This is a genomic window from Sphingomonas aestuarii (assembly GCF_054457155.1).
Genome location: NZ_JBTKVV010000002.1, coordinates 73,632 through 100,000 on the forward strand (window position 1 = coordinate 73,632; position 26,369 = coordinate 100,000).

The 26,369-nt window shown below is 65.6% G+C and carries 25 protein-coding genes and 1 tRNA gene (1 of these 26 only partly in view); 16 read left to right on the forward strand and 10 right to left on the reverse strand.

Translation table 11 applies throughout. The features are described 5' to 3' along the window. Nucleotides 1-16: 16 nt before the first annotated feature. From trhO to ACX0GZ_RS03580, 3 genes are all read right to left on the reverse strand, one after another. Nucleotides 17-961 carry an oxygen-dependent tRNA uridine(34) hydroxylase TrhO gene (gene trhO, locus ACX0GZ_RS03570; protein WP_458813460.1) on the reverse strand — a complete coding sequence of 315 codons (945 nt, stop codon included), beginning with the start codon at nucleotides 959-961 and terminating at the stop codon, nucleotides 17-19. After that, the gene (mutS, locus tag ACX0GZ_RS03575; RefSeq protein ID WP_458814316.1) at nucleotides 954-3,530 is read right to left on the reverse strand and encodes a DNA mismatch repair protein MutS; all 2,577 of its coding nucleotides are present in this window, start codon (nucleotides 3,528-3,530) and stop codon (nucleotides 954-956) included. Before mutS ends, trhO begins: the two co-directional genes overlap by 8 nt. A gap of 74 nt (nucleotides 3,531-3,604) precedes the next feature. Continuing rightward, a complete protein-coding gene (locus ACX0GZ_RS03580; protein ID WP_458813462.1) occupies nucleotides 3,605-4,357 on the reverse strand; it encodes an SDR family oxidoreductase in 753 nt (250 codons plus the stop codon). Nucleotides 4,358-4,510: 153 nt separating this feature from the next. Between ACX0GZ_RS03580 and ACX0GZ_RS03585 the strand changes: the two genes are divergently transcribed. Together ACX0GZ_RS03585 and ACX0GZ_RS03590 are read left to right on the forward strand one after the other, a co-directional pair. Then, the gene (locus ACX0GZ_RS03585) at nucleotides 4,511-6,769 is read left to right on the forward strand and encodes an NADP-dependent malic enzyme (protein ID WP_458813463.1); all 2,259 of its coding nucleotides are present in this window, start codon (nucleotides 4,511-4,513) and stop codon (nucleotides 6,767-6,769) included. Nucleotides 6,770-6,900: 131 nt separating this feature from the next. Then, nucleotides 6,901-7,362 (forward strand): hypothetical protein, encoded by a 462-nt coding sequence (locus tag ACX0GZ_RS03590; protein WP_458813465.1) that lies wholly within the window; start codon nucleotides 6,901-6,903, stop codon nucleotides 7,360-7,362. A gap of 9 nt (nucleotides 7,363-7,371) precedes the next feature. Here ACX0GZ_RS03590 and ACX0GZ_RS03595 read toward each other — a convergent pair whose 3' ends face one another. Beyond that, the gene (locus ACX0GZ_RS03595; RefSeq protein WP_458813467.1) at nucleotides 7,372-8,160 is read right to left on the reverse strand and encodes an SDR family oxidoreductase; all 789 of its coding nucleotides are present in this window, start codon (nucleotides 8,158-8,160) and stop codon (nucleotides 7,372-7,374) included. A 157-nt stretch (nucleotides 8,161-8,317) separates the two neighbouring features. Further along, nucleotides 8,318-9,463 (reverse strand): acyl-CoA dehydrogenase family protein, encoded by a 1,146-nt coding sequence (locus tag ACX0GZ_RS03600; RefSeq protein ID WP_458813469.1) that lies wholly within the window; start codon nucleotides 9,461-9,463, stop codon nucleotides 8,318-8,320. Nucleotides 9,464-9,672: 209 nt separating this feature from the next. Here ACX0GZ_RS03600 and ACX0GZ_RS03605 point away from each other — a divergent pair, with 209 nt between their 5' ends. The 6 genes from ACX0GZ_RS03605 (at nucleotide 9,673) to ACX0GZ_RS03630 (ending at nucleotide 14,306) form a co-directional block, all read left to right on the forward strand. Next, nucleotides 9,673-11,115 carry an MFS transporter gene (locus tag ACX0GZ_RS03605; protein ID WP_458813471.1) on the forward strand — a complete coding sequence of 481 codons (1,443 nt, stop codon included), beginning with the start codon at nucleotides 9,673-9,675 and terminating at the stop codon, nucleotides 11,113-11,115. 233 nt (nucleotides 11,116-11,348) lie between these two features. After that, a complete protein-coding gene (gene tsaB, locus ACX0GZ_RS03610; protein WP_458813473.1) occupies nucleotides 11,349-11,978 on the forward strand; it encodes a tRNA (adenosine(37)-N6)-threonylcarbamoyltransferase complex dimerization subunit type 1 TsaB in 630 nt (209 codons plus the stop codon). Further along, nucleotides 11,975-12,565 (forward strand): ribosomal protein S18-alanine N-acetyltransferase, encoded by a 591-nt coding sequence (rimI, locus tag ACX0GZ_RS03615; protein ID WP_458813475.1) that lies wholly within the window; start codon nucleotides 11,975-11,977, stop codon nucleotides 12,563-12,565. Before tsaB ends, rimI begins: the two co-directional genes overlap by 4 nt. After that, entirely contained in the window at nucleotides 12,558-12,980 is a 423-nt protein-coding gene (locus ACX0GZ_RS03620) for a Ros/MucR family transcriptional regulator (protein ID WP_458813477.1), read from the forward strand. Before rimI ends, ACX0GZ_RS03620 begins: the two co-directional genes overlap by 8 nt. A 140-nt stretch (nucleotides 12,981-13,120) precedes the next feature. Then, the gene (locus ACX0GZ_RS03625; protein WP_458813479.1) at nucleotides 13,121-13,543 is read left to right on the forward strand and encodes a Fur family transcriptional regulator; all 423 of its coding nucleotides are present in this window, start codon (nucleotides 13,121-13,123) and stop codon (nucleotides 13,541-13,543) included. Nucleotides 13,544-13,625: 82 nt separating this feature from the next. After that, the gene (locus tag ACX0GZ_RS03630) at nucleotides 13,626-14,306 is read left to right on the forward strand and encodes a lysophospholipid acyltransferase family protein (protein ID WP_458813481.1); all 681 of its coding nucleotides are present in this window, start codon (nucleotides 13,626-13,628) and stop codon (nucleotides 14,304-14,306) included. Nucleotides 14,307-14,316: 10 nt separating this feature from the next. Here ACX0GZ_RS03630 and ACX0GZ_RS03635 read toward each other — a convergent pair whose 3' ends face one another. Continuing rightward, nucleotides 14,317-14,973: an energy transducer TonB gene (locus tag ACX0GZ_RS03635; protein ID WP_458813483.1), complete on the reverse strand. Its 657-nt coding sequence runs from the start codon at nucleotides 14,971-14,973 to the stop codon at nucleotides 14,317-14,319. 202 nt (nucleotides 14,974-15,175) lie between these two features. On the opposite strand from ACX0GZ_RS03635, the gene miaB reads away from it, so the two are divergent. After that, nucleotides 15,176-16,495 carry a tRNA (N6-isopentenyl adenosine(37)-C2)-methylthiotransferase MiaB gene (gene miaB, locus ACX0GZ_RS03640; protein ID WP_458813485.1) on the forward strand — a complete coding sequence of 440 codons (1,320 nt, stop codon included), beginning with the start codon at nucleotides 15,176-15,178 and terminating at the stop codon, nucleotides 16,493-16,495. 104 nt (nucleotides 16,496-16,599) lie between these two features. On the opposite strand, the gene ACX0GZ_RS03645 is transcribed toward miaB, so the two are convergent. Further along, nucleotides 16,600-17,718 carry a glycoside hydrolase family 130 protein gene (locus ACX0GZ_RS03645; protein WP_458813487.1) on the reverse strand — a complete coding sequence of 373 codons (1,119 nt, stop codon included), beginning with the start codon at nucleotides 17,716-17,718 and terminating at the stop codon, nucleotides 16,600-16,602. A gap of 20 nt (nucleotides 17,719-17,738) precedes the next feature. Beyond that, nucleotides 17,739-17,812, reverse strand: a tRNA-Gly gene (locus tag ACX0GZ_RS03650). A gap of 102 nt (nucleotides 17,813-17,914) precedes the next feature. Between ACX0GZ_RS03650 and hisS the strand changes: the two genes are divergently transcribed. The 6 genes from hisS (at nucleotide 17,915) to ACX0GZ_RS03680 (ending at nucleotide 25,498) form a co-directional block, all read left to right on the forward strand. Continuing rightward, nucleotides 17,915-19,225, forward strand: a complete 1,311-nt coding sequence (gene hisS, locus ACX0GZ_RS03655; RefSeq protein WP_458813489.1) for a histidine--tRNA ligase — start codon at nucleotides 17,915-17,917, stop codon at nucleotides 19,223-19,225. Continuing rightward, nucleotides 19,222-20,298 (forward strand): peptide chain release factor 1, encoded by a 1,077-nt coding sequence (gene prfA / locus ACX0GZ_RS03660; RefSeq protein WP_458813491.1) that lies wholly within the window; start codon nucleotides 19,222-19,224, stop codon nucleotides 20,296-20,298. The genes hisS and prfA overlap by 4 nt, the downstream gene beginning before the upstream one ends. 111 nt (nucleotides 20,299-20,409) lie before the next feature. Next, nucleotides 20,410-21,228 carry a peptide chain release factor N(5)-glutamine methyltransferase gene (prmC, locus tag ACX0GZ_RS03665; RefSeq protein WP_458813493.1) on the forward strand — a complete coding sequence of 273 codons (819 nt, stop codon included), beginning with the start codon at nucleotides 20,410-20,412 and terminating at the stop codon, nucleotides 21,226-21,228. A gap of 286 nt (nucleotides 21,229-21,514) precedes the next feature. Beyond that, the gene (locus ACX0GZ_RS03670; protein ID WP_458813495.1) at nucleotides 21,515-22,378 is read left to right on the forward strand and encodes a DUF4167 domain-containing protein; all 864 of its coding nucleotides are present in this window, start codon (nucleotides 21,515-21,517) and stop codon (nucleotides 22,376-22,378) included. Between the two features lie 176 nt (nucleotides 22,379-22,554). Further along, nucleotides 22,555-23,973 carry a DUF4139 domain-containing protein gene (locus ACX0GZ_RS03675; protein WP_458813497.1) on the forward strand — a complete coding sequence of 473 codons (1,419 nt, stop codon included), beginning with the start codon at nucleotides 22,555-22,557 and terminating at the stop codon, nucleotides 23,971-23,973. A gap of 13 nt (nucleotides 23,974-23,986) precedes the next feature. Beyond that, nucleotides 23,987-25,498 (forward strand): DUF4139 domain-containing protein, encoded by a 1,512-nt coding sequence (locus ACX0GZ_RS03680; protein WP_458813499.1) that lies wholly within the window; start codon nucleotides 23,987-23,989, stop codon nucleotides 25,496-25,498. On the opposite strand, the gene ACX0GZ_RS03685 is transcribed toward ACX0GZ_RS03680, so the two are convergent. Beyond that, nucleotides 25,474-25,782, reverse strand: coding sequence for a hypothetical protein (locus tag ACX0GZ_RS03685; protein ID WP_458813501.1), 309 nt, complete (start codon nucleotides 25,780-25,782; stop codon nucleotides 25,474-25,476). The genes ACX0GZ_RS03680 and ACX0GZ_RS03685 overlap by 25 nt on opposite strands. Nucleotides 25,783-25,886: 104 nt before the next feature. Between ACX0GZ_RS03685 and ACX0GZ_RS03690 the strand changes: the two genes are divergently transcribed. Continuing rightward, on the forward strand, nucleotides 25,887-26,315 hold the full coding sequence (locus tag ACX0GZ_RS03690) for a CBS domain-containing protein (RefSeq protein ID WP_458813503.1): 429 nt from the start codon (nucleotides 25,887-25,889) through the stop codon (nucleotides 26,313-26,315). A 40-nt stretch (nucleotides 26,316-26,355) separates the two neighbouring features. Here ACX0GZ_RS03690 and ACX0GZ_RS03695 read toward each other — a convergent pair whose 3' ends face one another. Beyond that, nucleotides 26,356-26,369: the 3' end of a hypothetical protein gene (locus tag ACX0GZ_RS03695; RefSeq protein ID WP_458813505.1), read on the reverse strand. Its footprint extends 256 nt past the window's final position; 14 of the gene's 270 nt are visible here — the last part of the coding sequence; its start codon lies off the right edge, out of view; it ends in the stop codon at nucleotides 26,356-26,358.

Sequence of the window (26,369 nt, forward strand, 5' to 3'; positions counted from 1 at the left end):
GGCACAGGCAATAGGCCTAAGGCGTGTCGCCGCCCTTATCCCCCAACACCGCCCCGATATGCGTCTGGCCGCGCTTCTCCGCGAGCAGCGCCTGACGGTGCCGTTCGGCATAGTTCGCGCGCTGTTCATCCGTCCGCGCGTCGTGGCAATGGGGGCAGGCCACGCCTTCCTCGAATTTTGGCGAGGCGCGGTCAGCTTGCGACAATGGCATCCGGCACGCGCGGCACAGGCTGTGGCTCCCCAGGTCCAGCCCGTGAATCACCGCCACCCGCTCGTCGAACACAAAGCATTCGCCCTGCCAGCGGCTTTCCTGTGCGGGCACTTCCTCCAGATAGCGCAGGATGCCGCCGTCGAGGTGATAGACGTCCTCTACCCCCTCGCTTTTAAGGAACGCGGTCGATTTTTCGCAGCGGATGCCGCCGGTGCAGAACATCGCGACCTTCTTCTTGCCCGCCAGCACCTCGTCGCGGTGGTCGCGGAACCAGGCGGGGAAGTCGCGGAAGCTCTGGGTATGCGGATCGACCGCGCCCGAGAAGCTCCCGATCGCCACTTCGTAATCGTTGCGCGTGTCGATGACGACGGTGTCGGGATCGTCGATCAGCGCGTTCCAGTCGGCGGGCGCGACATAGCTGCCGACCTCGCGCGTCGGGTCGATCCCCTCGACCCCCATCGTCACGATCTCGCGCTTCAGCCGCACCTTGGTGCGGTGGAACGGCATCGCCTCGGCGTGCGAGAATTTGACGTCGAGTTCGGCGCAACCGGGCAGGGCACGGATATGCGCCAGCACTGCCTCGATCCCCTCGGGCGGCCCGGCGATGGTGCCGTTGATGCCCTCTTGCGCGAGCAACAGCGTGCCCTTCACACCGTTCGCGTTGCACGCCGCGAGGAGCGGTCCTTGCAACGCTGCGGGATCGTCGAAGCGGGTGAAGCGGTATAGCGCGGCGACGCGGATGTCAGCCATCGGACAGACTCTTCAATCGATACAATGCGTCGAGCGCATCACGGGGGGAAAGCGCGTCGATATCCAAGGTTGCGAGTTCGGCGCGCAATGAATCGACCGCCTCGACCTCGGCTTCCTGCGCGGCGGCGAACAAGGGCAGATCGTCCAGCCCCGCCGCAATCCCGCCGGTCTTGGCACGCCCCGCCTCCAGCTTCGCCAGCACCGATTTGGCGCGCGCGATGGTTGCGGGGGGAAGCCCCGCCAGCCGCGCCACGGCCAGACCATAGCTGCGATCGGCCGGTCCCTCGGACACTTCGTGCAGCAACACCAGATCGCCTTTCCACTCGCGCGCGCGGACATGGTGGAGGCTGAGCGCGTCGCAGCGCTCGGCCAGCCGTGTCAACTCGTGATAATGCGTCGCGAACAGGCAGCGGCAGCGATTGTCCTCATGGATCGCCTCGACCACCGCCCAGGCGATGGCGAGGCCATCATAGGTGCTGGTCCCGCGCCCGACCTCGTCCAGAATGACGAAGCTGCGCGGCGTCGCAGCGGCCAGGATCGCGGCGGTCTCCACCATCTCGACCATGAAGGTCGATCGCCCGCGCGCCAGATTGTCCGACGCGCCGACGCGGCTGAACAGCCGGTCGACCAGCCCCAGTTTGGCGCTGGTCGCGGGCACATAACTCCCCGCCTGCGCCAGCACCGCGATCAGCGCATTCTGGCGCAGAAAGGTCGACTTGCCGCCCATGTTCGGCCCTGTCACCAGCCACAGCCGGTTCGCGTCCGACAGGCCGCAATCGTTCGCGACGAAGCGCTCGCCGCGTTTCGCCAGCGCATCCTCGACCACCGGATGGCGCCCGCCCGCAATCTCGAAACACGGATGCTCAACCAGCGAAGGCCGCGCCCATCCGCCTTCGGCCGCGCGTTCGGCCAGTCCGGCCGCGACGTCGATTCGCGCCAGCGCGTCGGCGGTTGCGGCAATCGCCTCACGGTTGGCAAGCGCGGTCTCGGTCAGGTCCTCCAGATGCGCTGCTTCGGCTGCCAACGCGTGCGCGCCCGCTTGTCCGACCCGCAGCGCCAGATCGTGCAATTCCGGCGCATTGAACCGCACGACGCCTGCCAAGGTCTGGCGATGGGTGAACCCGCTCTCGGGCTTCATCAGCGCGTCGCCATGCTTGGCGGGCACCTCGATATGATAGCCGAGCACATTATTGTGCCGGATCTTGAGCGCAGGCGTTTTCGTCTCCTCGCGATACCGCGCTTCCAGCGCCGCGATCGACTTGCGCCCGCCCGCGCCGGTCACGCGCAGATCATCGAGCGCAGCATCGAACCCCTCGGCGATGTACCCGCCCTTGTCGGCATCGATCGGCGGCTCGGGCACCAGCGCGCGTTTGAGCAGGTCGATCAACGCGCCATGCCCGCGCAGCCGCGGTGCAAGGTGTTTGAGCAGTTCGGGCGCGTCCGCCAGCTTCTCCAGTCGCTCGCCGAGCATCCACGCGGCATCCAGTCCGTCGCGCAACTGGCCCAGATCGCGCGGGCTGCCCCGTCCCGCCGCGATCCGCCCGATGGCGCGACCGATATCGGGCAGCGCGCGCAGGCTTGCGCGAACTCCTTCGCGCAGGCCGGCATCGTCGTGGAAAAACCGCACGCATTCCAGCCGCGCGTCGATCGCCGCGCGCTCCATCAGCGGCGCGGCGATATCCTGTCCCAGCAACCGCGCCCCCGCGCCGGTCACCGTGCGGTCGACCGCATCGAGCAGACTGCCCTTGCGGGTGCCCGCCTGAGAAACCGTCAGTTCCAGACTCTCGCGCGTCGCGGCATCGATCGCCATCGTCGCGCCCGAATGCCGGACGCGGGGCGGGCGCAGGAACGGCAACGAACCCTTGGCCGTGTGATCGAGATAGGCGACCAGCCCACCCGCCGCCGACAGCGCGGCGCGGCTGAACGATCCGAACCCGTCCAGCGTCGCCACCCCGAACAGCGATTGCAGCCGCTCCTCGCCCTTGGCGCTGTCGAACCCGGCCCTAGGTCGCTCGACCGAGGCGGCAAGCGCCTGACCCGACCCCTCCGCCGCGACCACCTCGGCCGGGTTCAGCCGTGCGAGTTCCGCACCCAGCGAAGCCGGATCGCATTCGATCAGCTCGAAACGTCCGGTGGACACGTCGGCGGCGGCAATCGCCACGCCGCCCGCCGCCTCGCCGATCGCGGCACACCAGTTTGCCGCGCGCGCATCCAGCAGCGCTTCCTCGGTCAGCGTCCCCGCCGTCACCACCCGCACGATCGCGCGATTGACCAGCGCCTTCGACCCGCGCGCCTTCTTCGCTTCCTCCGGGCTTTCGATCTGTTCGGCAATGGCTACGCGGTGTCCCGCCTTGATCAGCCGTTCGAGATAGGCGGTGGAGGAATGCACCGGCACGCCGCACATCGGCACCTTGTCGCCGTCATGGTTGCCCCGCGCGGTCAGCGCGATGTCCAGCACCGCGCTCGCCACCTTCGCATCGTCGAAGAACAATTCGAAAAAATCGCCCATCCGGTAGAAGAGCAGGCAATCCTGCGCCTCGTCCTTGAGGCTCAGATATTGCTGCATCATCGGGGTGGGGGCGGCGGGCGTCGTCATTGCCGCTGCGAATAGAGCCTACGCGCGCGAAGGGAAACGACGCTTCTTCAGTGACTCGCGTTCAGCATTGCAAAAACCTGGTCGTAATCACCGCGTCGGTCCGCTTCGCTCAGGAATTTGACGCGCTCGACATGGATTTCCTTGGCGTCCGGGTCGGCCTCGATCAGCGACATGACTTCGGCGATATAGGCATCCAACGGCATCGAATTGGGGTTTTCGGCGTGCCCGGGCATCAGGTCGGTCGCGACCGCAGGCGGGACGATCTCCATCACGTCGATCGACGTAGCGGCGAGTTGCCCGCGGATCGCTTGCGACCAGCTGTGAATCGCCGCCTTGGTCGCGTTGTAGGTCGGCGTCGCGACCAGCGGTACGAAGGCCAGCCCCGAGGACACGGTGACGATCGACGCGCGAGGCTGGCGCTTCAGATGCGGCAACAGCGCCGCGGTCAGGCGAAGTGGGCCAAGCAGATTGGTGGCGATGATCGCCTCTGCGATGCCGATGTCATAGCGATGGGCGGTCAGGTCCTCGGCGACCATGATCCCGGCATTGTGGACGACGACGTTCAGGTCGGGATGGTCGGCAACGATGCGTTCGACGCCGGATGTGATGGCATCGGAATCCGACACGTCCAGTGTCGCCGTGGCGATGCCCGGATGCGCGGCGGCCACCGATTCCAGGGCTTCGCGACGGCGCCCCGCCACGATCACACGATTGCCCTTTTCATGAAACGCCCCGGCAAGGGCCGCGCCGATTCCCGAACCACCGCCGGTAATCAGGATGGTGTTGCCACGGATCTGCATCTCGATCGCTCCCTGAAGTCGCTTCCAGATCTCACAGATAGGAAGCCGGGCCGGTGCTGCAATGCAGTGGCGTTTTCTCGGGCGATCAGGGGTGACGGGAAGAAAACCGCTCCCTAAAGACCGCTATATCGATGACAGCGCCGGACCTCCCCCATGACCGATGAACCGAACAACCAGTTTTCCGAACGCGAAGCGCTGCTGTTCCATTCCGAAGGTCGTCCCGGCAAGATCGAGATCATCGCGTCGAAACCGATGGCCACCCAGCGCGACCTGGCGCTGGCCTACTCTCCCGGTGTCGCGGTCCCGGTAAAGGCGATCGCCGACGATCCCGCCACCGCCTATGACTACACCGCCAAGGGCAATCTGGTCGCGGTCATCTCCAACGGCACCGCGATCCTGGGGCTCGGCAATCTCGGCGCGCTGGCGTCGAAACCGGTGATGGAGGGCAAGGCGGTGCTGTTCAAACGCTTTGCCGACGTCGATTCGATCGATATCGAGTTGAAGACCGAGGACGTCGACCGCTTCATCGACGCGGTCGAACTGATGGAGCCGACCTTCGGCGGCATCAACCTTGAAGACATCAAGGCGCCCGAATGCTTCATCATCGAGCAGACCCTGCGCGAGCGGATGAACATCCCCGTCTTCCACGACGACCAGCACGGCACCGCGATCATCACCGCCGCGGGGCTCATCAACGCGTGTCGCCTGACGGGGCGGCGGCTGGAGGATGTGAAGGTTGTGGTCAATGGCGCGGGCGCGGCAGCGATCGCGTGCACCGAACTCATCAAGGCGATGGGCGTGCGCCACGACAATGTGCTGATCTGCGACCGGTCGGGCGTGATCTATCAGGGCCGCGAAAAGGTGAATCAGTGGCAATCGGCGCACGCGGTCAAGACCGACCGCCGCGAACTGACCGATGCGCTGGTCGGGGCCGACGTGTTTCTCGGGCTTTCGGCGGCGGGCGCGCTCAAGCCCGAAATGGTGAAGGACATGGCCCCTGCGCCGATCATCTTCGCGATGGCCAATCCCGAACCCGAAATCCGCCCCGAACTGGCCAAGGCCGCGCGCCCCGATGCGATCATCGCCACGGGCCGCTCGGATTATCCGAACCAGGTCAACAATGTGCTGGGCTTCCCCTTCATCTTCCGCGGGGCGCTCGACGTGCGCGCGACCGGCATCAACGACGAGATGAAGATCGCGGCGGCCAACGCCATCGCCGACCTCGCGCGCGAACGCGTGCCTGAAGAAGTCGCGCTCGCCTACGGCGTTCAGCACAGCTTCGGCCCCGATTATATCATCCCCGCACCCTTCGACCCGCGGTTGATGGAGTTGGTGTCGGCCGCCGTTGCACAAGCCGCGATGGATTCGGGTGTTGCGACCAAGCCGATCCTCGACATGGCGGCGTATCGCCAATCTTTGCGCGCCCGCCTCAACCCCACCACTTCGATCCTCACCCTCGCGCATGAAGGCGCGCGCGCGCACCCGAAGCGCGTGGTGTTTGCCGAGGGCGAAGAGGAAGTCGTGCTGCGCGCGGCGATCCAGTTCCGCGACGGCGGCTACGGCATCCCGGTGCTGGTCGGCCGCGACGACGTGCCCGATCGCCTGCGCGCGCTCGGCGTCGACGATCCCGAAGGATTCGAACTCCACAACAGCCGCGTGTCGCCGCTGGTCCCGCGCATGGTCGATTTCCTTTATGCGCGTCTGCAGCGCCGCGGCTTCCTGCGCCGTGACTGCGAGCGGATGGTCAATCAGGACCGCAACATCTTCGCCGCGCTGATGCTGCAACTGGGGGAGGCGGATGCGATGATCACCGGCATCACCCGCACCTATGCCCAGACGATCCGCGAAGTCCGCCGCGTCATCGACCCCGCGGGCGGGCGCACCCCGTTCGGCATCCATGTGATGGTCGGGCAGAGCCACACCGTGTTCATCGCCGACACCACCGTCAACGAGCGACCGAGCGCCGAGGAACTCGCCGACATCGCCGAACAGACGGCGCAGGTCGCCAAGCGCATGGGTCACGAACCGCGCGTCGCGTTCCTGTCCTATTCGACCTTCGGCAATCCGGAAGGGCGTTGGCTCGACAATATTCGCGGCGCAGTCGGCGTGCTCGACCAGCGCCAGGTCGGCTTCGAATATGAAGGCGAAATGGCCCCCGACGTTGCGCTCAACCCCAAACAGATGGCGAAATTCCCGTTTGCGCGGCTGTCCGGTCCGGCTAACGTCCTCATCATGCCCGGCCTGCAATCGGCCAACATCTCGGCCAAGCTGCTGCGCGAACTGGGCGGCGACACGATGATCGGCCCAATGCTGATCGGCATGGAAAAGCCCGTCCAGATCGCACCGATGACGAGCACGGCGGGGGATTTGGTGACGCTGGCCGTATTGGCGGCGGGGGGGATCGCGCGTTGAGCGGGTTCCGCCGGGCGTAGAGCCGTCGGCCCGAATTGTCCGGAATCAATCAAAGCCCAATCCTGACAAATTTGACAGCAGGCATACGATGATGGACGTTGTCGGCATGGATGCCTGACAGGAGACGTTCGATGTTTCTTTCCGCGCTCGCCCTCACGCTCGCTTCGGCAGCCTCGCCGCAAGCACCACCCGCAGAGATTACACTGAACAGCGAGGACCGTTGGGCTCTTCTGACAGGACTGCGCTACCGGCTCGGCGGACCGTTCGTCATCGCAAACCTTGCCGGCGCGGAAGTGGCCTGCAAGACCTCTGGCGCTTGCCTGCCTGCCGCCGCACTCGCTCGCGGTCAGACAGAAACGGTCGATTTACCGACCTTGCTCGGCGCGACGCACGTTGGTGGGCGAAACGCGGTTGCGCTTGTCGCGCTCAGAACGGGCAAGATCACCCGCCAGGGATTGCGCCTTACCGTGTCGGTGTTTGAACCGGCATCCAATAGCTGGACCAACAAGGATGTCTGGATCGACGAGCAATCCACCGGTGGGAATGTCCAGATGAAACGGATTTCTCGGTATGAGGATAGCGCTGTTCTGTAACGGACCGCATCAACCGTCGATGCTCGACCCCAGCGAAGCATTGACCAGTCCGCCATCGACCGTGATCGTGTCGCCCACGACATAGTCCCCCGCGCGGCTGGCGAGATAGATCGCGGCGCCCGCCATGTCCTCGTCCACGCCGATGCGTTTTGCCGGAATCGCCTGCGCCACTGCGTCGCCGTGATCGCGCGCGGCGCGGTTCATTTCGCTGCCGAACGCGCCGGGAGCAATCGAGGTGACGTTGATGCTGTCGCGGATCAGCCGCGCCGCCATCCGCTTGGTCAGATAGATCAGCGCCGATTTCGACGCGTGATAGCTGTAGGTGTCCCATGGATTGAGCCGCTGGCCGTCGATTGAGGTGATGTTGATGACCTTGGCGGGGCGTGTCCGAGAGGCGGCGGCCTTTAGTGGTTCGAACAGCGATTGCGTCAGGAAGAACGGTGATTTGACGTTCAGGTCCATCACCTTGTCCCAGCCGATTTCGGGGAAGACCTCGAACGGCTCGCCCCACGCCGCGCCCGCGTTGTTGACGAGGATGTCGAGCTTCGATTCATGTTCGGCGAATTGCGCGGCCAGCGCCTTGCAGCCTGCGACTGATGAGACGTCCTGGGGCAGAGCGATGCAGTTCTCGCCCAGTTCCTCGGCGGTCGCGAAGCACGCATCGGCCTTGCGCGACGAGATATAGACCTTCGCCCCCTGCGCGATGAAGCCCGCCGCGATCATCTTGCCGATCCCGCGCGAGCCGCCGGTGACCAGAGCGACGCGACCGTCGAGGCGGAAAAGGTTGGTGGTGTCCATGTGATTGCTCCTTGTTCGTCATCCAGCCGGCTCACACCTGCTGGCGATTGGTTGGTCCCGCCGCGGCAAAGCCGCGTCGTCAGACGGGTTCGCTGCGCGACCCGCTGGCCGGGATGCGCCGTCGAGCCGCGGATTAGCGACGCTAATCCGCTACGGCTTATCCCCCGCGTTTCAACGTCTCGCGGGCGATGATGAGTTGCTGGATCTGGCTTGTGCCCTCGTAAATGCGGAACAGCCGCACGTCGCGGTACAGCCGCTCGATCCCGTAATCGCTGATGTAACCCGCGCCGCCGAAGATCTGCACCGCGCGGTCGGCCACGCGTCCGACCATCTCCGACGCGAAATATTTCGCCGCCGCCGATTCCATCACAACGTTTTCCCCGGCGTCTTTCCGTCCGGCTGTCTCCAGCACCAGTGCGCGCGCCGCCAGCGCTTCGGTCTTCGAATCGGCAATCATCGCCTGGATCAACTGATGCTCGGCGATGGCTTTTCCGAACTGCTTGCGCTCGGTCGCGTAGGCCACGCAATCCGCAATCAGCCGCTCGGCGACGCCCACGCAGACCGCGGAGATATGCAGCCGCCCGCGGTCGAGCACCTGCATCGCGATCTTGAACCCCTGGCCTTCCTCGCCCAGCCGGTTGGCGGCGGGGACCGGCACGTCGTCGAGGTTGAGGTCCGCGACCTTCGCGCCCTTTTGCCCCATCTTCTTTTCCGGCTCGCCGACCGACACGCCGGGCAGGTCGCGCGGCACCAGGAAGGCGGAAACCCCGCGCCCGCCCGGCTCGTCGCCGGTGCGCGCCATCACCGTGAACAGGTCGGCCTTGTCGGCATTGGTGATGTAGCGCTTGGTGCCGGACAGGCGATAGACGTCGCCGTCCTTCACCGCCCGCGTCTTCACCGCCCCCGAATCCGACCCGACATCGGGCTCGGTGAGTGCGAAACTGGTGACGATTTCGCCACTCGCGATGCGCGGCAGCCATTCGGCCTTTTGCGCGTCGCTGCCCGCCATCACCAGACCCTGCGACCCGATCCCGACATTGGTGCCGAAGGTCGATCGGAACGCGGGCGTCGTCCGCCCCAGCTCGATCGCGACCCGGCATTCCTCCGCCATCGTCAGCCCCAGCCCGCCATAGTCTTCGGCGATCGACAGGCCGAACAGCCCCATGTCGCGCATTTCGCGCACCACATCGTCGGGGATCGCGTCGGCGGCCTCGACCTCGGCTTCCAGCGGGCGCAGCCGTTCGCTGACGAAGCGGCGCACCATATCGATCAGCGCGTCGAAGGTTTCCGTGTCGAGTGCCATATCCTCACCTGTCCGTCATCGCGCGCGGCGTCCCGCGATTTCGAACCGCGCGGGCAGTCTCATGCCTATCCTCCAGCTATAGCCGCACCGCAGCCTCCGACAAGAGGGCGAATGCCATACCCCATCTTCGAACGATGCGAACCAGGCGCAATTGACGTAGCGGAAGCGCCACCTATGCTGGCGGGCGGATCACCACACAGGCCGACCGCATGACCGCACCCGAAACGCATGTCGTTCCCCCCGAAGCACGCGTGTCGCGGCGCACGACGATGGCTTACGGGTTCGGCGCGGCCGCTTACGGAGTGAAGGATTCGGGCTTCGGCACGTTCCTGCTGCTCTATTACAATCAGGTCGTGGGCATTCCGGCGAGCACCGTCGGCCTGGTCATCATGTGTGCGCTGGTGCTCGACGCGTTTTTCGATCTGGGCATCGGTGTCGCGTCGGATCGCACCCGCAGCCGCTGGGGCAGGCGGCATCCGTGGATGTATGCCGCCGCGCTTCCGATCGCGGTCGGCTGGATCGCGCTGTGGAATCCGCCCGACTGGTCGCAGACCGCGCAGCTCGTCTGGCTGTTCCTGACCGCGGTCCTCGTCCGTACCGCGGTTTCGGCTTACGAAGTCCCCAGCCAGGCGCTGACCCCCGAACTCACCGCCGATTATGACGAGCGCACGCGGATCACCGCCTATCGCTATCTGTTCGGCTGGGCCGGGGGGCTATTGATGCTGGGCGCGGCCTATGCCCTGTTCCTGACGCCGACGCCCGAACAGCCGAACGGGTTGCTCAACGCGGGCGGCTATGTCTGGTTCGGCATTGCGGGCGCGGTGCTGATGTTCGTCGCGATCCTGGTGTCGGCGATCGGCACGCATCACGAAATCGAGCGGCTGCCAAAGGTGCCGCTGGAAAAATCGACGCTGCGGCAGGCGCTCAAGGAACTGGTCGAATCGGTCAACAACCGCGCCTTTGCGATCCTGATGCTGGCCGGGCTGTGCGCCTATACGTGCCAGGGGATCAGCTATGCGCTGTCCAATTACCTCTATTCCTATGTCTGGCGGTTCGAAGGCGCGACCTTCGCGATCCTGCCGGTCAGCCTGTTCCTGGGCGTCATCATCTCGTTCCTGATCGCCCCGCGAGTCGCCAAGCGCATCGGCAAACCGATGACGGCGCGGCTGTTCATCGTCATCGGCGCGATCCTGATGTGCTCGCCCTATGCGCTCAGGTTGCTGGGACTGTTCCCGGCATTCGACGATCCGATCATCCTCTATGTCCTGTTCGCGATCTTCACGCTCCAGACCGGGTTTCTTGTCTCGGTGTTCATGCTGTCGGCATCGATGATGGCCGATGTGGTCGAACATTCGGAGGAACAGACCGGAAGGCGGAGCGAAGGCGTCTTCTATTCGGGCGCGTTTTTCGTCCAGAAATGCACCAGCGGCGTCGGCATCTTCATCGCCGGATCGATCCTCGCCTTCGCGTCTTTCCCGACCGGCGCCAATCCGGCGGAGGTGCCGGGGGAGGTGATCGACCGGCTGACGATGATCTACATCGGCATCTATCTGAGCGTCGCGACGCTGGGTGCGTGGCTGTTCGGCCGCTTTCCGTTCGGCAAGGACGAACATCACGCGCGGGTTCAGGCGATGGCGGCGGGAGGGGACTGACGCCCATCGAACTGCGTTCAAGATGTGGGCCTACTCACGCCACTTGATCGACCCAGCCGTCATTGCGAGCGTAGCGAAGCAATCCAGCGGCACTGCGCGCGCTCTGGATTGCTTCGCTACGCTCGCACTGACGATTGAGCCTGCGTCATCATGACTCCGCGCCGTCGACCCGCCAGCAAATCGCACACCCTGTCGCTCGACTTCACGCCATCCGGGCGTTAGCGGCGGAGGGAATGACCGACGCAGCCCCGTCCCGAACACTGGTGATCGAAACCGCGACCGCCGCCTGCTCGGTCGCGCTGTTCGATGGCGACAGGCTGGTCGACGCGCGGTACGACATTGTCGGGCGCGGCCATGCGGAGTTGCTGGTGCCGATGATCGGCGACCTGCCGAAGCGCGGGCACGCTGAACGCATTCTGGTTGATGTAGGGCCGGGGAGCTTCACTGGACTGCGCGTCGGCATTGCCGCCGCGATCGGGCTGGGGATCGGCTGGGATGTCGAGGTGTTCGGCTTTTCATCGCTCGCGCTGATCGCGGCGGGGAGCAATCTCGACGCGGCTGAAATCGCCATCGCGATCGAAGGCGGGCATGGCGAGGTCTTCGTCCAGCATTTCGCCCGCGCGCCGCTGGCTGCGCTCGACGAACCCGTCTCACTCGCTCCCGACGCCGCACTGGCGCGTATCGCCGGTCGTCCGGTGCTCGGCAACGCCGCCCGTCGCTTGAGCGAGATCAAGGTGAAGGACGCGCTTCCCGATGCATGCCACGTCATGCGCCTGCCGCCCGCGCTGCGCACGCTTGCGCCGCGTCCGCTTTATCTGCGCGCGCCCGATGCCAAGCTTCCCGGCGGGATCGCGCCTGCATGACCGCGCGTATCCGCGCCGTCGATATTCGCACCGGCGGGCCGGCCGATCTGCCGGGCGTCGCCCGTTTGATGCAGGCCGCGTTCGACCCGCGTTACGGGGAGGCGTGGACGACGGCGCAGTGCATGGGGATGCTGGCGCTGCCCGGGTCGTGGCTGACGCTTGTCGAGCGCGACGGCGCGACGATCGGTTTCGCCCTGTCGCGCGCGACGCTCGACGATGGCGAATTGCTGCTGATCGCGGTTCATCCCGACGCCCGCGGAGCCGGTGTGGGGCGTGCGCTGCTTCGCGCGGTGATCGAGGATGCAAAAGCGCGCGGCGTCATTCGCTTCAATCTCGAGGTGCGCGCAAACAATCCTGCTACTGCTTTCTATGTTGCCGAAGGATTTGTAAAGATTGGCGAACGGCGCGATTATTATCGTGGTTCTTCGGGCGAAGTTTTTGATGCACTTACATTCCAGAAAAATTCTGCTGATGAACTGTCAAACTTTCACCCTGCTCTTGCGTCGCCAATCCATTCGGTTGATAGCCACAGGCGGGGGCGAATAATCGTCCGTACCTCCATTGGTCAAAAGGATGGAAATGGATAATCAGAACGAGATGGCGGAAACGCTGATCACGCTAACCGCCGATATCGTTGCCGCGCATGTCAGCAACAACAGTGTTGCCGTGTCCGATTTGCCGGTCATCATTCAGAATGTGCACGCCGCGCTGTCCGGCTTGGGTACTCCGGCAGCCGAACCCGAAGTAAAGCAGGAACCGGCAGTGTCGATCCGTTCGTCGATCAAGCCCGATTACGTCGTGTGTCTTGAAGACGGCAAAAAGCTGAAGATGCTGAAGCGCCATTTGATGACGCATTACCAGATGACGCCGGAACAATACCGCGCGAAATGGAATCTGCCCGCCGATTATCCGATGGTCGCACCCAATTACGCCGAACAGCGCCGGACGCTTGCCAAGAAGATCGGCCTCGGCACCAAGCCGCGGACGCGCGGCAAGAAGTAATCAACGCCGCTACCCGCCCACACGCGTATCCGGTGGGCGGGGCGCAACCGCATCGGCGTTCGCCGAGCGCTCACAGGCTTCCTTTCACGCGCGCCTGCGCTTACATTCATCGGCGAAGACTGCGCACCGAAGGAGATGTGATGGCCCGCAAGATCGACCTCGAAGCACTCTGCCACGAAAAGGGGCTGCGCATTACCGAGCAGCGCCGTGTGATCGCCCGCGTGCTGTCCGAGGCCGAGGACCATCCCGACGTGGAAAAGGTCTATGCCCGCGCGTCGGCGATCGACCCCGGCATCTCGATCGCCACCGTCTATCGCACCGTGCGTTTGTTCGAAGAGGCGGGCATCCTCGACCGTCACGATTTCGGCGATGGCCGCGCCCGCTACGAACCCGCGCCGGAAGCGCATCACGATCACCTGATCGATGTCGAGACCGGAAAGGTCATCGAATTCGTCGATCCCGAACTTGAACTGCTGCAAAAGCAGATCGCCGAACGGCTGGGCTTCCGCCTGGTCGATCACCGGATGGAGCTGTACGGCGTGTCCATCGCCCGCAAGGACTGATCGGCTGACCGGCGCCGCTTCCACCACCAACGCGGCAATCCACCCGCGCGCCTATCTACGGATCGCTGGTTTCGCCCTCGCGGTGATCGTCGCGGTGCCGCTGCACGGGTTGTGGCGGCTGTTCCGTCTTCCCTCGCCCTGGCCGCGTCTGTTCCTCGGCGCGCTCGGTCGCATCGCGGGCGCCCGGCGGCGGACGGTCGGCACCCCGCTCAAGAAGAACGCGTTCTTCGTCGCCAATCACGTGAGCTGGCTCGACATTCCCTTGCTGGCCGGTGCGACCGGCACCGCCTTCATCGCCAAGGACGATCTGGAGAACGTGCCGTTCGTCGGGTGGATGTGCGGCCTCAACAACACCGTCTATGTCGCGCGCGGCGACAGGAAGTCGATCGCGGTCCAGATCGCGCGCGTCGCCCAGGCTCTGGCTGACGGCTGGAGCCTCGCCATTTTCCCCGAAGGCACCACCGGCGACGGCAAGTCGCTGTTGCCGTTCAAGGCATCCTTGCTCGCCGTCCTCGATCCGCCACCCCCCGGCCTGATGGTCCAGCCGGTGTGGATCGATTATGGTGCCCACGCCGACACGGTGTTCTGGGGCACCGAACACGGCAAGGAAAACGCGCTGCGCATCCTGTCCAACCCCGGCGCGATGGACGTAACCCTCCACTTCCTCGAACCTTTTGCACCGGGCGACATCGGCGACCGCAAGGCAATCGCGGCGGAAGCACGCGCGCGGATGGACTTTGCGATGGGGCTTCAGCCGATCTGATAGGTGATCGTCATGGTCGTCCAAGAACGGATGGCCTCTCGCTCGCATTGCGTGCCGGTTCGAAATCGCCCCGCCGCATGATCGTCTCGCACGACGACTTTGCGAGCAGGTGTTCGGCGTTCCGGTTCAGGATTCGGCAATCCGTGGGCTTGCCCTCATCGGAGACCGCGATCAGCGTGACGATGCGGCCCTCCGCGCCGAATATTCGCGGCGACGATGGACAGGTGAACCAGCGCTCTGGCCGTCGTGCGGTGGTTCGAACCGTGGCCTGCGCGATTTCCGCCATCGGCACGCCATGCATTTCCATCAGATCATCGCCGCATTTGTCGAGCGCGGCGAGCGCGGCGGCGAAATTGTCGGGCGCCAGCGCGATGCGTTCGCGCCCGCTGACCGGAACCGCGAAAGATTTGGCCGCCTTCAATCGTCCAAGCACCTCTGCGTTCACGACCATCGTGACCACCCGGCCTTGCCGATCGCGGATATAATAGGATTTGGCGCTGACCTTTATCGAATCGGAGCCGTCGGCCACATCGATCGACTGAGAGAACTCGTGATACCGCGCGCCGCTTTTCGCCGGCTGAAGCACCACCAGCATGCCGCCTTGCCCTGCAAAGCCGTCGGGGCGAAAGCCGAAAGTAATGCCGCCGTCGCCGAACGAACGTCCCACGGTGCCCATTTCTTTGCCGTAATCGAAGTTCCATTTGCTCGAGGGGTGGGCGGGGCTGCCTGGGCGGCGGCGATCACCGCAATGCTCGCCAATATCATGATGTTCCCCATTTTGCTGCCGACGGTCATGGATCGCGGCGCACCAAAGCGTCAACCGGCAGACGGTGGCATCCGGCCCACAAATCCGCTACACGCGCCGCGCCATGACCAAGCCCACGCCCAAGACCTTCCACGTCAAATCCTTCGGCTGCCAGATGAACGTCTATGACGGCGAGCGGATGGGCGAATTGATGGCGGCTAAGGGCATGACTGTGGCGGACGCCGCCGACGCCGATCTCGTCATCCTCAACACCTGTCACATCCGCGAAAAGGCGACCGAGAAGGTCTATTCCGAAATCGGCCGCGTCCGCAAAGGTGCGCGCGCCGAGGGTCGCGAGCCGATGATCGCGGTCGCCGGCTGCGTCGCCCAGGCCGAGGGCGACGAGATTGCGCGCCGCGCCAAGGTGGACGTGGTGGTCGGCCCGCAGGCCTATCACAACCTTCCCGATCTGGTCGCAAAAGCCGCATCGGGCATGCCCGCACTCGACACCGACATGCCGGTGCTGTCCAAATTCGGCGCGCTGCCCAGCCGCCGCCGGGTCGCGCCCTCGGCGTTCCTGACCGTGCAAGAGGGGTGCGACAAATTCTGCACCTATTGCGTGGTGCCCTATACCCGCGGGGCGGAGATCAGCCGCCCGTTCGACGCGATCGTCGATGAGGCGAAAGCGCTGGTCGATGCCGGTGCGCGGGAGATCACGCTGCTCGGCCAGAACGTCAACGCCTGGGATGCCGATGGCCGGGGCCTGCACGACCTGATCGTGACGCTCGACAGGATCCCCGACCTTGCGCGCATCCGCTATACCACCAGCCACCCCAACGACATGCGCGACGGACTGATTGCGGCGCACCGCGACGTCGAAAAGCTGATGCCGTTCCTCCACCTGCCGGTTCAGGCGGGCAGCGACCGCGTGCTGAAAGCCATGAACCGCAGCCACAGCCGCGATTCCTATCTGCGCATCCTCGACCGCGTCCGCGAAGCGCGTCCCGACATCGCGCTGTCGGGCGATTTCATCGTCGGCTTTCCCGGCGAAACCGATGCCGAATTCGAAGACACGCTCAGCCTGGTCGATGCGGTCGGCTATGCGCAGTGCTTCAGCTTCAAATATTCGCCCCGCCCCGGCACCCCAGCGGCGCAGATGGACGGCGCGGTTCCGGCCGAGGTGATGGACGACCGCCTCCAGCGCCTGCAATCGCATCTCAACCGCGATCAGGCCGCGTTCAATGCCGCGACCGTGGGCAAGACCTGCACGGTATTGATCGAACGCGCGGGCAAGCGTCCGGGTCAGATGCTCGGCAAATCCCCCTGGCTGCAATCGATCCACCTGACGACCGACGCCCCGATCGGCGCGCTGGTCGAGGTCGAGATCGTCGAAGCCGGTCCGAACAGCCTGTCGGGAGTCGAGCGGGTCCGCGCCGCGGCGTAACCCTCCGCACTGCCGGGCGGTTACGTCGCGACCGGATATTCCATCCGTTGCACTGGCGGCAGCCGCGCGTCGATCCAGTCGCCGCTTGCTCGCTTGATGCGCGGTCAGAGGGCGAATCGCGTCTTCGGAATGTGGGTGATTCGGCAGGCGAGGTCGGCTTCGCCCGACGCGACGAGGAAATGGTCGACGCCATCGACCAAACCGGTCGTGAAGACGATGTCGCGCAGATACAATTGGTAGTCGATCGGTGCGGTCAGCGCGGGGTTCGCCTCGATCAGCGGTGCGTTATCGGTGGCGATGGTGCGCGAGGGGTCGGTCGCGTCGAGCAGGCTCCAATAGGTGCGATAGGTGCCGACGCTATCGTTGGGCTCCACCCCGTGCCACAGGGTCAGCCAGCCGCGCGGTGTCAGGGTCGGGGGCGCGCCGCCGCCGATGCGCGTGGTCGCCAGCGTCGCGGCGTGGGGCCGGATGCCGGGTTCGAGCCGGGGCTTCCAGTGCAGCGCATCGGGTGAGGTGGCGAGATTGATCGACGGGCCTGCGCGCCAGTCGCTGCCCGGCGGATAGGCGAAGAAGGAGGCGCCCAGCGGGCGGGTCTGCGCCCAATATTGCCCGTCGATGCGGCCTTCGAACAGCAGCATGTCCTTGTTCTGATGGTCGAGCACGACGCCTTCGAATTGCCAGTCGCGGGCGTTCCTGCTCGAATAGAGCGTGGTCGATTGCCGCTCGGGACTAACCGAGCAGGTGGTCATCCACCAGCGATCCTCGATCCGGCTGATGCGGGGGTCTTCGATACCGTAGCATTGCACGGCATGTCGGGGCGCGATCGCGCGGTCATAGTCGATCGCGATCACCTCCAGCCCGTCGGGCGAGAGTTCGACCGGGAGCAGCCAGGACAATGACGTCAGACCAAGCACGTCCCAACCGCCCGCATCCTTGATTCGGAAGGTGCGCGGGTCGTCCATTTCGACCGCATCCAGCGGCCAGCGATCGAGGACATAGCGCCCGGCGTCCCAGCGAATCGCGCGGACATGACCGTCCTTGACCGGTTCGCGCAACGCTTCCGCGACGCGGACCATCAGCAGCAGATTGCCGCTCGGCAGTCGCGTCAGGCCGGGGTTGAAGGCGCCGAGCACATAAGTGCTTTCGCCGAGATCGCGCAGCGGCGAGCGGGTCAGGTCGATATGGTCGGGGGTGATGACCAGCCGGTCCGCCGCGAAGCTCACGGGGCCATGGCGGGTAACGGTGGAGCGGGTAACGGGAATCGAACCCGTGTATTCAGCTTGGAAGGCTGCTGCACTACCATTGTGCTATACCCGCTCACTGGATGGACGCGATTAGCGAACCGCCTGCGCCCGCGCAAGTTCCCGATCGCGCGAAATACTGGCGTTGCGGCGAAATCTTGCATATCAGCCCGGCGCTATGGCGAGGATAGAGACCCCCAAACGCGTGCGCGGCACGCAGGATATCGCGTTCGAGGACCAGCGCCGCTTCGGCCATGTCGTCGATACGTTCGACCGCGTGCGGCGGCTCTATTGCTTCGGGCGGGTGGAATTGCCGGTGTTCGAGGCGACCCAGGTCTTCGCGCGAACGATGGGCGAGACGTCGGACGTGGTGTCGAAGGAAATGTACACCTTTCCCGATCGCGGCGGCGATTTGCTGACGCTGCGCCCGGAGTTCACCGCGGGAATCGCGCGCGCGTTCATCACCGAAGGCTGGCAGCAGCACGCGCCGATGAAGATCGCGACGCACGGCCCGGTGTTCCGCTACGAACGCCCGCAAAAGGGGCGGTATCGCCAGTTCCACCAGATCGACGCCGAGATCATCGGCGCTGCGGAGCCACAGGCGGACGTGGAATTGCTGGTGATGGCCGACCAGTTGCTGCGCGAGTTGGGGATCGGTGAGGGCGTGACGCTCCAGCTGAACACGCTGGGCGATGCCGCGACGCGCGATGCGTGGCGCGCGGCGCTGGTCGCGCATTTCGAGGCGCATCGCGGGGAATTGTCCGAGGACAGCCTGGCGCGGCTGGAGAAGAACCCGCTGCGGATTCTGGATTCCAAAGACCCGCGCGACCGGCCGATTGCCGACGGCGCGCCGGACATCGATGCGTATCTGACCGAGGAAGCGGCGGCGTTCTTCAAGGCGGTGACCGACGGTCTGGACGCGGCGGGCGTGGCGTGGACGCGCAACAGTCGGTTGGTGCGCGGGCTGGATTATTATCGGCATACCGCCTTCGAGTTCGTGACCGATCGGCTGGGCGCGCAGGGGACGGTGCTGGCGGGCGGGCGCTATGACGGGTTGATCGAGAGTTTGGGTGGGAGCCCGACACCGGGGGTTGGCTGGGCTGCGGGGATCGAGCGGTTGGCTATGCTAGCCGATCAAGTTGGCGAAGAAACTCCCGACCTCCTTTTTATCGCGGCAGATGACGAGTCGCGTCTTCTAGCCTCCGAAATCACCGCGCTGGCACGTCGCGCGGGAATTACATCTCAACTTATGTTCCGTGGTTCGGCCAAAAAGCTATTTGAGAAGGCGAAACGCGATCTCAGCGCGGTACGAGTTGTCAGCGTCGAGGCGGGTGTCGAGCCTGCCAACATCGGGCGGCTCCGTGTAAGGGATATTTGGGATCAGCCTCAACCAGTACGCGGGAAACTTAAGGCTGCTCTCGGCAAAGCGTTCGTTATCGATGATGACGATGAGACGCGTATCATATCCCTCGTGAAGCGTAAAAAATGACCCGCATCCCCGCTGACCGCATCGCCGCGATCGAGGCGCGGCGGGATGAGTTGCAGGCGCTGATGGCGACCGGCGATCTGCCGGGCGATCGCTTCGTCGCGGTGTCCAAGGAATATGCCGAGCTGGAACCCGTCGCGGCGGCGGCGGGGCAGGTGCGGCGGTTGCGGGCCGAAGGACAGTCGCTCGACGCGATGACGCGCGACGGCGATGCCGAGTTGCGGGCGATGGCGTCCGAGGAACTGCGCGCCAATGAGGCGGCGCTTGAGGCGGCCGAACACGCGCTGGCGCTGGCGCTGCTGCCGCGCGATGCTGCCGATGCGCGGCCGGCGATGCTCGAAATCCGCGCCGGGACCGGGGGCGACGAGGCGGCATTGTTCGCGGGCGACCTGCTGCGGATGTACCAGCGCTATGCCGATGCGCAGGGGTGGAAGGTCGAGCTGATCTCCGCCAGCGCGTCGGAAGCCGGGGGTTACAAGGAAGTCGTCGCGTCGGTGAACGGCTCGGGGGTATTCGCACGCATGAAGTTCGAGAGCGGCGTCCACCGCGTCCAGCGCGTGCCGGTGACCGAAAGCGGCGGGCGCATCCACACCTCCGCCGCGACCGTCGCGGTGCTGCCCGAGGCCGAGGAAGTCGATCTGCACATCGACGACAAGGATCTGCGCATCGACATCTATCGCTCGTCGGGCGCGGGCGGGCAGCATGTGAACACTACCGATTCGGCGGTGCGGATCATTCATATTCCAACCGGCATCACCGTGATCCAGCAGGACCAGCGGTCGCAACACAAGAATCGCGACAAGGCGATGAAGGTTCTCCGCACGCGGCTGTACGAGGCCGAGCGCGAGAAGCTGGCGTCCGAACGCGCGGGCGCGCGCAAGTCGATGGTCGGGTCGGGCGATCGGTCGGAGCGGATTCGGACCTATAACTTTCCGCAAGGACGCGTGACCGATCACCGGATCAACCTGACGCTGCACCGCCTGCCCGAGATTTTGGAGGGCCAGATGGACGAACTCGTCGGCGCGCTGATGGCGGCGGACGAGGCAGACCGGCTGGCGCAGCTGGATGGGGGGTAAGGTGCAGCGGCACGCCCAATTCCTCGGTTCGTTTCGAGCGAAGTCGAGAAACGCTTGCGAGCGCGCGGGGCACGTTTCTCGACTTCGCTCGAAACGAACGGGTTGAGAGGGGTGTCAACGGGACAGGCGCTGTCCGAGGCCGCCACCCGCCTCGCCGCCGTATCCGACACCCCGCGTCTCGATGCCGAATTGCTGATGGCGCACGCGTTGGGGTGTTCGCGCGAGGCGATGCTGCTGGGGCGGTTGGACGAGCCTGCGCCGCCTGCGTTCGGCGCGCTGCTGGCACGGCGGATGGCGCATGAGCCGGTCGCCTATATTACCGGCAGCCGTGCCTTCTGGACGATCGATCTGGAGGTCGGGCCGGGCGTCCTCATCCCGCGTGCCGACAGCGAGACGCTGATCGAGGCGGCGGTGGCGTATTTCGAGGGCAGGGCGCCCGCGACGATCCTCGATATGGGCACCGGGCCGGGGACGTTGCTGCTCGCGGCGCTGTCCGAATGGCCCGAGGCGAGGGGGCTTGGCGTGGATGCGTCGGAAGCGGCGCTCGATTATGCGCAGGCCAATGGCGATCGGATCGCACCGGGCCGGGCGGAATTTCTCATCGGCGACTGGGGCGCAGGGATCGACGCGCGGTTCGATCTGGTGCTGTGCAACCCGCCTTATGTCGAAGCGGACGCGGTGCTCGACGCTCAGGTCGCGCGGTACGAGCCGGGGTCGGCGCTCTACGCCGGGGCGGAGGGACTCGACGATTACCGGCGGATCGCGCCGCAATTGCCGGGGCTCGTTGCGGCGGGCGGCGTCGCGATCCTCGAGATCGGGTACACCCAGCGCGATGCCGTCTCCGCATTGCTCGAAGCGGAGGGCGCTTCGGTCGCGTGTCGTCACGATCTGGGCGGGCGGCCCCGTGCCCTGATCGCCACATATGGTTGAAAAAGCCGGAGGGGCGGCGCATATTGTGCTTGGCGATCAACGCCCCAGCGGCTAAGAACCGGCTTGGGGCAAGCGTTTCCTTCATTAAATCGTTGAAAACGCGCAGATTGACCCGATCCATGTCATGCAGCCGCTGTAGTCCGGCGGCGCTGGCGCGCAGGCATGTCGGCGCGGTTAGACCGGGTCGGCGTGCATATGGGCACGCATCCGCCGGCCGCTTTCAAGGGCGGTCGCCGGCCAAGGGTTCTGGTGAACAGGACGTTCTAAAGATTAGGACAAGGCGAACTTGATCAACAATCGTCAAGCCGGCCGCCGTCGCGGTCGTGGTGGGCAGCGCCCGCAAGGTGGTGGTGGCAACACAGGCCGCGGTGGCGGCGACAGCGGCAACCGCATCGATAGCCGGGCACGCGGCAATGCGCCCCAGTTGCTGGAGAAATACAAGAACCTCGCGCGCGACGCCCAGATGGCGGGCGACCGGGTCAACACCGAATATTATCTTCAGTTCGCCGACCATTATTTCCGCGTGCTGAGCGACAATCGCGCGCGCCAGGAAGAGCAGCAGGGCAACCAGCGCCGCGGTCGCGACGATTTCTCGAACGCCGGCGACGACGACGACGGCGAGGATTTCAACACCGACATCTCCAACATGGACGACGATGATCGCGGCCAGCAGCGCGACGCGCGCGGCGACCGCGACGGCAATCGCGGCGAGCGTCAGGATCGCGACGACCGGGGCAATGGCCGCGATAGGGACGAACGCAACAACCGAAATGACCGGGACGCCCGGGGGGATCGCAATGACCGTCCGCAGCGCGCCGAGCGGGGTGAACGTCCTGAACGGAACGATCGGCCGGAACGCGAAGCGCGTCGTCCGCGCCGTGACGAGGGCGATAGCCAGCCGCGCGAGACCGCTCCGGTTCAGGCCGAAGCCGCCGTCGAGGAAGCGCCTGCACCGGCACGTCGTCGCGGTCGTCCGCCGCGTGCCAAGGTCGAGGAAAGCAGCGACGCCGGCTTCGACGCCGCCATTCTGCCGCCCGCCTTGTCGGTGTCGGCGAGCGACAATGATGCGCCCGAGAGCGAGGAAGAACGGCCCCGCCGCCGCCGCCGGGTAACTCGCGACGAAGGCGATGTGTCTGCCGACGCAGCCTGATCCGCCCAGCGATTGGGAGAAATGAGGCCGGTATCCGAAAGGGTGCCGGCCTTTTTCGTTAGAGTGTCTTCTTTCCTCGCAACGACGGCGAAGGGCAGGCCCGGCAATGCCGTTTCCCCCTTCGCAAGCCCGTCCAACCTGTTAGGCTCGCGATCGACCTGAGGGGGGAGAGTGCGATGCGTGGTTTAGCGATGCTGGCGCTGGTGGCGGTGCCGGGGATGGTGTCGGCGCAGACCGCGCTTCCCGGCGGGAACGCGCAAGGCGATGTCGCGCTCACCATCTATTCCGACGGCACGACGCTGGTTCAGGATACGCGCCAGCTCAACCTGCCGAGCGGCATAACGCGGCAGGAGTTCCGCGACGTCTCCGAGAATATCCGACCCGAAACCGTGCGGCTGTCCGCCGATGCGGTCGAGATCGTCGAGCAGAATTTCGATTACGACCTGCTTTCCCCCGCTGCGCTGATGCAAAAGGCGGTTGGCCAGACGATCACCATCGTTCGCACCAATCCCGGCACCGGCGCGGAAACGCGCGAACAGGCGCGAGTGCTCGCGGCCAACAACGGCGTGGTGCTCGACATTGGCGGCCGGATCGAGGTGCTGCGCGACGACGGGCTGCCGGTGCGGGTCATCTATCCCAGCCTGCCGCCCAATTTGCGCGCGCGACCCACCTTGTCCGTGACCCTCGACAGCGCACGGGCAGGCGCGCGACCGGTAACGCTGTCCTATCTGTCGAGCGGGCTGGGCTGGCGTGCGGATTATGTCGCGCTGTTCGACGAGGCGAAGGGCGCGATCGACGTACAGGGCTGGATCACGCTCAACAATTCTGGCGACACGGCTTTTCCCGATGCTGATATCGTGATGGTCGCGGGCGTCCCGGCCACCGTCGGCCAGCAGCCGCGCCCCGGCATCCGGCGACCCATGCCCGTGCGTCCGCAACCCGGCGGGCTGGTGCAGGCCGGGACCGAGACGGCGGGACGCGCGCGGCTGGGCGATTTCTATCTCTATCCGATCGCGCGGCCGACGACGGTGGCGGCGAATCAGCAGAAGCAGGTGAGTTTCCTCAACGTATCGGCGGTGCCTGCGCGGCGCGGCTATCAGTTCCGGTCGAACTGGCTGCAGAGTCAGGACGAGCCGACCAGCGCATCGACCGTGCTCAATTTCTCGTCGTCGCGCAGCGGCGGGTTGGGCGATGCGCTGCCCGCGGGGACGGTGCGCGTCTATGTCCGCGACGCGCAGGGCCAGCCGCAATTCATCGGCGAAAACAATATCGGCCACACGCCGATGGGCTCGGCGCTGTCGATCCGCACCGGTGACGCGTTCGATGTGCGCGTGCGCCCGGTGGTCGAGAATCGCGAGCGGCTGTCGGCGAACCGGTGGCGCACCACCCAGCGCTACACGCTGACCAATGCGCGGCCCGAGCCGGTGACGGTCGAACTGGTGCAGGACGGGCTTTACTGGGCGTGGACCGATACCCGCGTTGTGAGCGAGACGATCGAGGGCGAGCGGCGCGGCGCCGACCAACGCGTGTGGCAAGTGCCGGTGCCCGCCAATGGCGAGGCGGTGCTGAGCGTCGTCACCGAAACGCGCTACTGATCCGGGCGGGGCGATGCGCCGTCTGATCCTGTCGCTGCTGGCCGGGGCGCTGGCAATGCCCGCCGCCGCGCAGGAGGTGGTGACGTCGGACGCCCCCGAGAGCACATCGATCACCATCTATCGCGACCCGAACCGCGGTGGCGACAACGCGATCAACCGCAACTGGCTGAACGGTTTCGCGCTGGTGACCGAGACGCGGACGATCGCGATTCCCGCCGGGACCGCGGTGATCCGGTTCGAAGGGGTGTCGGGCGGGATATTGTCGGAAAGCGCGATCGTCACCGGTTTGCCGTCGGATGTGACCGAAAAGAATCTCGACGCCGATCTGCTCAGCCCGCGCAGCCTCTACGATCGTTCGCTCGGGCGGCGCGTGACGATCCGCCGCACCGATGCGAGTGGAAGGACGCGGGAGGCGCAGGCGGTAATCCGGTCGGGCGCGGATGGCGCCGCGGTGCTGGAAACCGCGGACGGGTTCGAAGCCGTCCGTTGTTCGGGCCTGAACGAAACGATTGTTTATGATGCCGTGCCGCAGGGACTTTCGGCCAAACCAACGCTGTCGATCGAAACCACGTCGCCGGTCGCGCGCACGGTCACCGTCCAGCTGTCCTATCTGGCGGGCGGGTTCGACTGGCAGGCCGACTATGTCGTGACGATGCAGCCCGACGGGACCGCGAAGATGTTCGGCTGGATCACGCTCGCGAGCACCGATGTCACGAGCTATCCGAACGCACAGGCGCAAGTGGTGGCGGGGCGGACCAACCGCACGAGCAATTATGCGCGGCAGATCGGCGATGGCGCGCGACTGTTGCTGAGATGCTGGCGCGAACGCGAAGCGCCAGGGCCAAGAACCAGTGACCTCGTGCCCAATTTCGCCGCAGCGCCACCCGCACCACCGGCCCCGCCGCCGCCCGTCGCCGAGGCGATCACCGTCACCGGATCGCGGATCGCGCGGCAGGAGGATCTGGGTGACCTCAAACTCTATCGCGTGCCGCAACCGACGACGGTCGCGGCCAAGGCGCAGAAACAGGTCGCGTTGATGGACAAGGCGGGCGTGCGGTTGCGCCCGGTTTACGTGTCCGAACTCTATGGCGAGCAACTGCAGCCGATGCGGCTGGTGCTTCGCGGCGAGAACAAGGCTTCAGGCGGGCTCGGCCTGCCGCTGCCTGCGGGGCCGGTCGCCCTGTTCGAGGAAACGGGCGTGCGCCCGATCCTGATCGGCGAGGCGTCGGTGAACGATGTCCCCGTTGGCGAAGATGTCGAATTGCGGGTCGATGCGGGGCCGGGGGTCGTCCCTGCACTGGACGTCACCGACAGCAAGGAAGGCGAAGCGCGACGGCGGCTTTCGGTGACCAACGCCAATGCCTGGGCCGTCGATTACGAAGCGGTGCTGACCCGCGCAGGCGGCGAACGGATCGATCGCGCGTCGGCGCGGCTGGTGCGCGAGGATGGCGAGACGCTATGGCGCGTGCGCGTGCCCGCAAACGGCAGCGCGACGCTGACTTACCGGTCGCGCCAGCCGCGCTGATCGGGATCGGTGAACTGCGCGGCGTTCTCGTCATGGCCGGTGCCCGAACTCAGGAACACCAGTCCCATCAGCGCCGCTGCCATCAATACCGTCAGGAACACGCCGACGAATGCGCCCAGCGCGACCAGCCAATGCAGGTTCTCGGTGATTGCGGCGACGATACCGACGCCCGCGATTCCCGCAAGCGCGGCGGCGAGCGTCATCCATTTCAGGATACGGCGATAGCGCGCCCAGGCGAAGGCGGCATATTCCCGATCGTCGAGCGCGCGTCTGGGGTTGGTCATGCTTTGCAATTGGGGGCGGGCTGTGCGAATCTCAATGCGCTAACGAGTTGGTTCGATACCGGCCCGAACGGTCACGGCCTTCTCTTTCATATAGGAGACGCACGATGACGGTCGCGGCAATCCTGGACGGCAAGGGGCACGACACCATTACGGTCGGTGCCGATACGAGCGTCGGCGATGCCGCGCGCATTCTGGCAGACAAGCGCATCGGCGCGATGCCGGTGGTGGACGACGACCGGGTGGTCGGCATCTTTTCCGAACGCGACATCCTCTATTGCCTGGCAAAGGAAGGCGCGACCGCGCTCGACCGCCAGGTGGGCGAGCTGATGACCGTGCCTGCGATCACCGTCGATCCCGATACCGCGATCCTCGCGGCGCTGTCGTTGATGACGCAGCGCCGGGTTCGTCACCTTCCGGTGTTGGCGGGCGAGCGGCTCGTCGGCGTCGTGTCGATCGGCGATCTGGTGAAATACCGGATCGAGCGGATCGAGGCCGAGGCGAATGCGATGCGCAGCTACATCCAGAGCGCGTGAATCGGAGCGGAACGAATCAATGCTCGAATCATTGCCCGAATCAGCGGCGTTGAT

Bases quoted from the DNA above. Each gene is read 5' to 3' on its own strand.
- trhO (WP_458813460.1), bottom strand. From the start codon at position 961: ATGGCTGACATCCGCGTCGCCGCGCTATACCGCTTCACCCGCTTCGAC.
- mutS (WP_458814316.1), bottom strand. From the start codon at position 3,530: ATGATGCAGCAATATCTGAGCCTCAAGGACGAGGCGCAGGATTGCCTG.
- ACX0GZ_RS03580 (WP_458813462.1), bottom strand. From the start codon at position 4,357: ATGCAGATCCGTGGCAACACCATCCTGATTACCGGCGGTGGTTCGGGA.
- ACX0GZ_RS03585 (WP_458813463.1), top strand. From the start codon at position 4,511: ATGACCGATGAACCGAACAACCAGTTTTCCGAACGCGAAGCGCTGCTG.
- ACX0GZ_RS03590 (WP_458813465.1), top strand. From the start codon at position 6,901: ATGTTTCTTTCCGCGCTCGCCCTCACGCTCGCTTCGGCAGCCTCGCCG.
- ACX0GZ_RS03595 (WP_458813467.1), bottom strand. From the start codon at position 8,160: ATGGACACCACCAACCTTTTCCGCCTCGACGGTCGCGTCGCTCTGGTC.
- ACX0GZ_RS03600 (WP_458813469.1), bottom strand. From the start codon at position 9,463: ATGGCACTCGACACGGAAACCTTCGACGCGCTGATCGATATGGTGCGC.
- ACX0GZ_RS03605 (WP_458813471.1), top strand. From the start codon at position 9,673: ATGACCGCACCCGAAACGCATGTCGTTCCCCCCGAAGCACGCGTGTCG.
- tsaB (WP_458813473.1), top strand. From the start codon at position 11,349: ATGACCGACGCAGCCCCGTCCCGAACACTGGTGATCGAAACCGCGACC.
- rimI (WP_458813475.1), top strand. From the start codon at position 11,975: ATGACCGCGCGTATCCGCGCCGTCGATATTCGCACCGGCGGGCCGGCC.
- ACX0GZ_RS03620 (WP_458813477.1), top strand. From the start codon at position 12,558: ATGGATAATCAGAACGAGATGGCGGAAACGCTGATCACGCTAACCGCC.
- ACX0GZ_RS03625 (WP_458813479.1), top strand. From the start codon at position 13,121: ATGGCCCGCAAGATCGACCTCGAAGCACTCTGCCACGAAAAGGGGCTG.
- miaB (WP_458813485.1), top strand. From the start codon at position 15,176: ATGACCAAGCCCACGCCCAAGACCTTCCACGTCAAATCCTTCGGCTGC.
- hisS (WP_458813489.1), top strand. From the start codon at position 17,915: ATGGCGAGGATAGAGACCCCCAAACGCGTGCGCGGCACGCAGGATATC.
- prfA (WP_458813491.1), top strand. From the start codon at position 19,222: ATGACCCGCATCCCCGCTGACCGCATCGCCGCGATCGAGGCGCGGCGG.
- ACX0GZ_RS03675 (WP_458813497.1), top strand. From the start codon at position 22,555: ATGCGTGGTTTAGCGATGCTGGCGCTGGTGGCGGTGCCGGGGATGGTG.
- ACX0GZ_RS03680 (WP_458813499.1), top strand. From the start codon at position 23,987: ATGCGCCGTCTGATCCTGTCGCTGCTGGCCGGGGCGCTGGCAATGCCC.
- ACX0GZ_RS03685 (WP_458813501.1), bottom strand. From the start codon at position 25,782: ATGACCAACCCCAGACGCGCGCTCGACGATCGGGAATATGCCGCCTTC.
- ACX0GZ_RS03690 (WP_458813503.1), top strand. From the start codon at position 25,887: ATGACGGTCGCGGCAATCCTGGACGGCAAGGGGCACGACACCATTACG.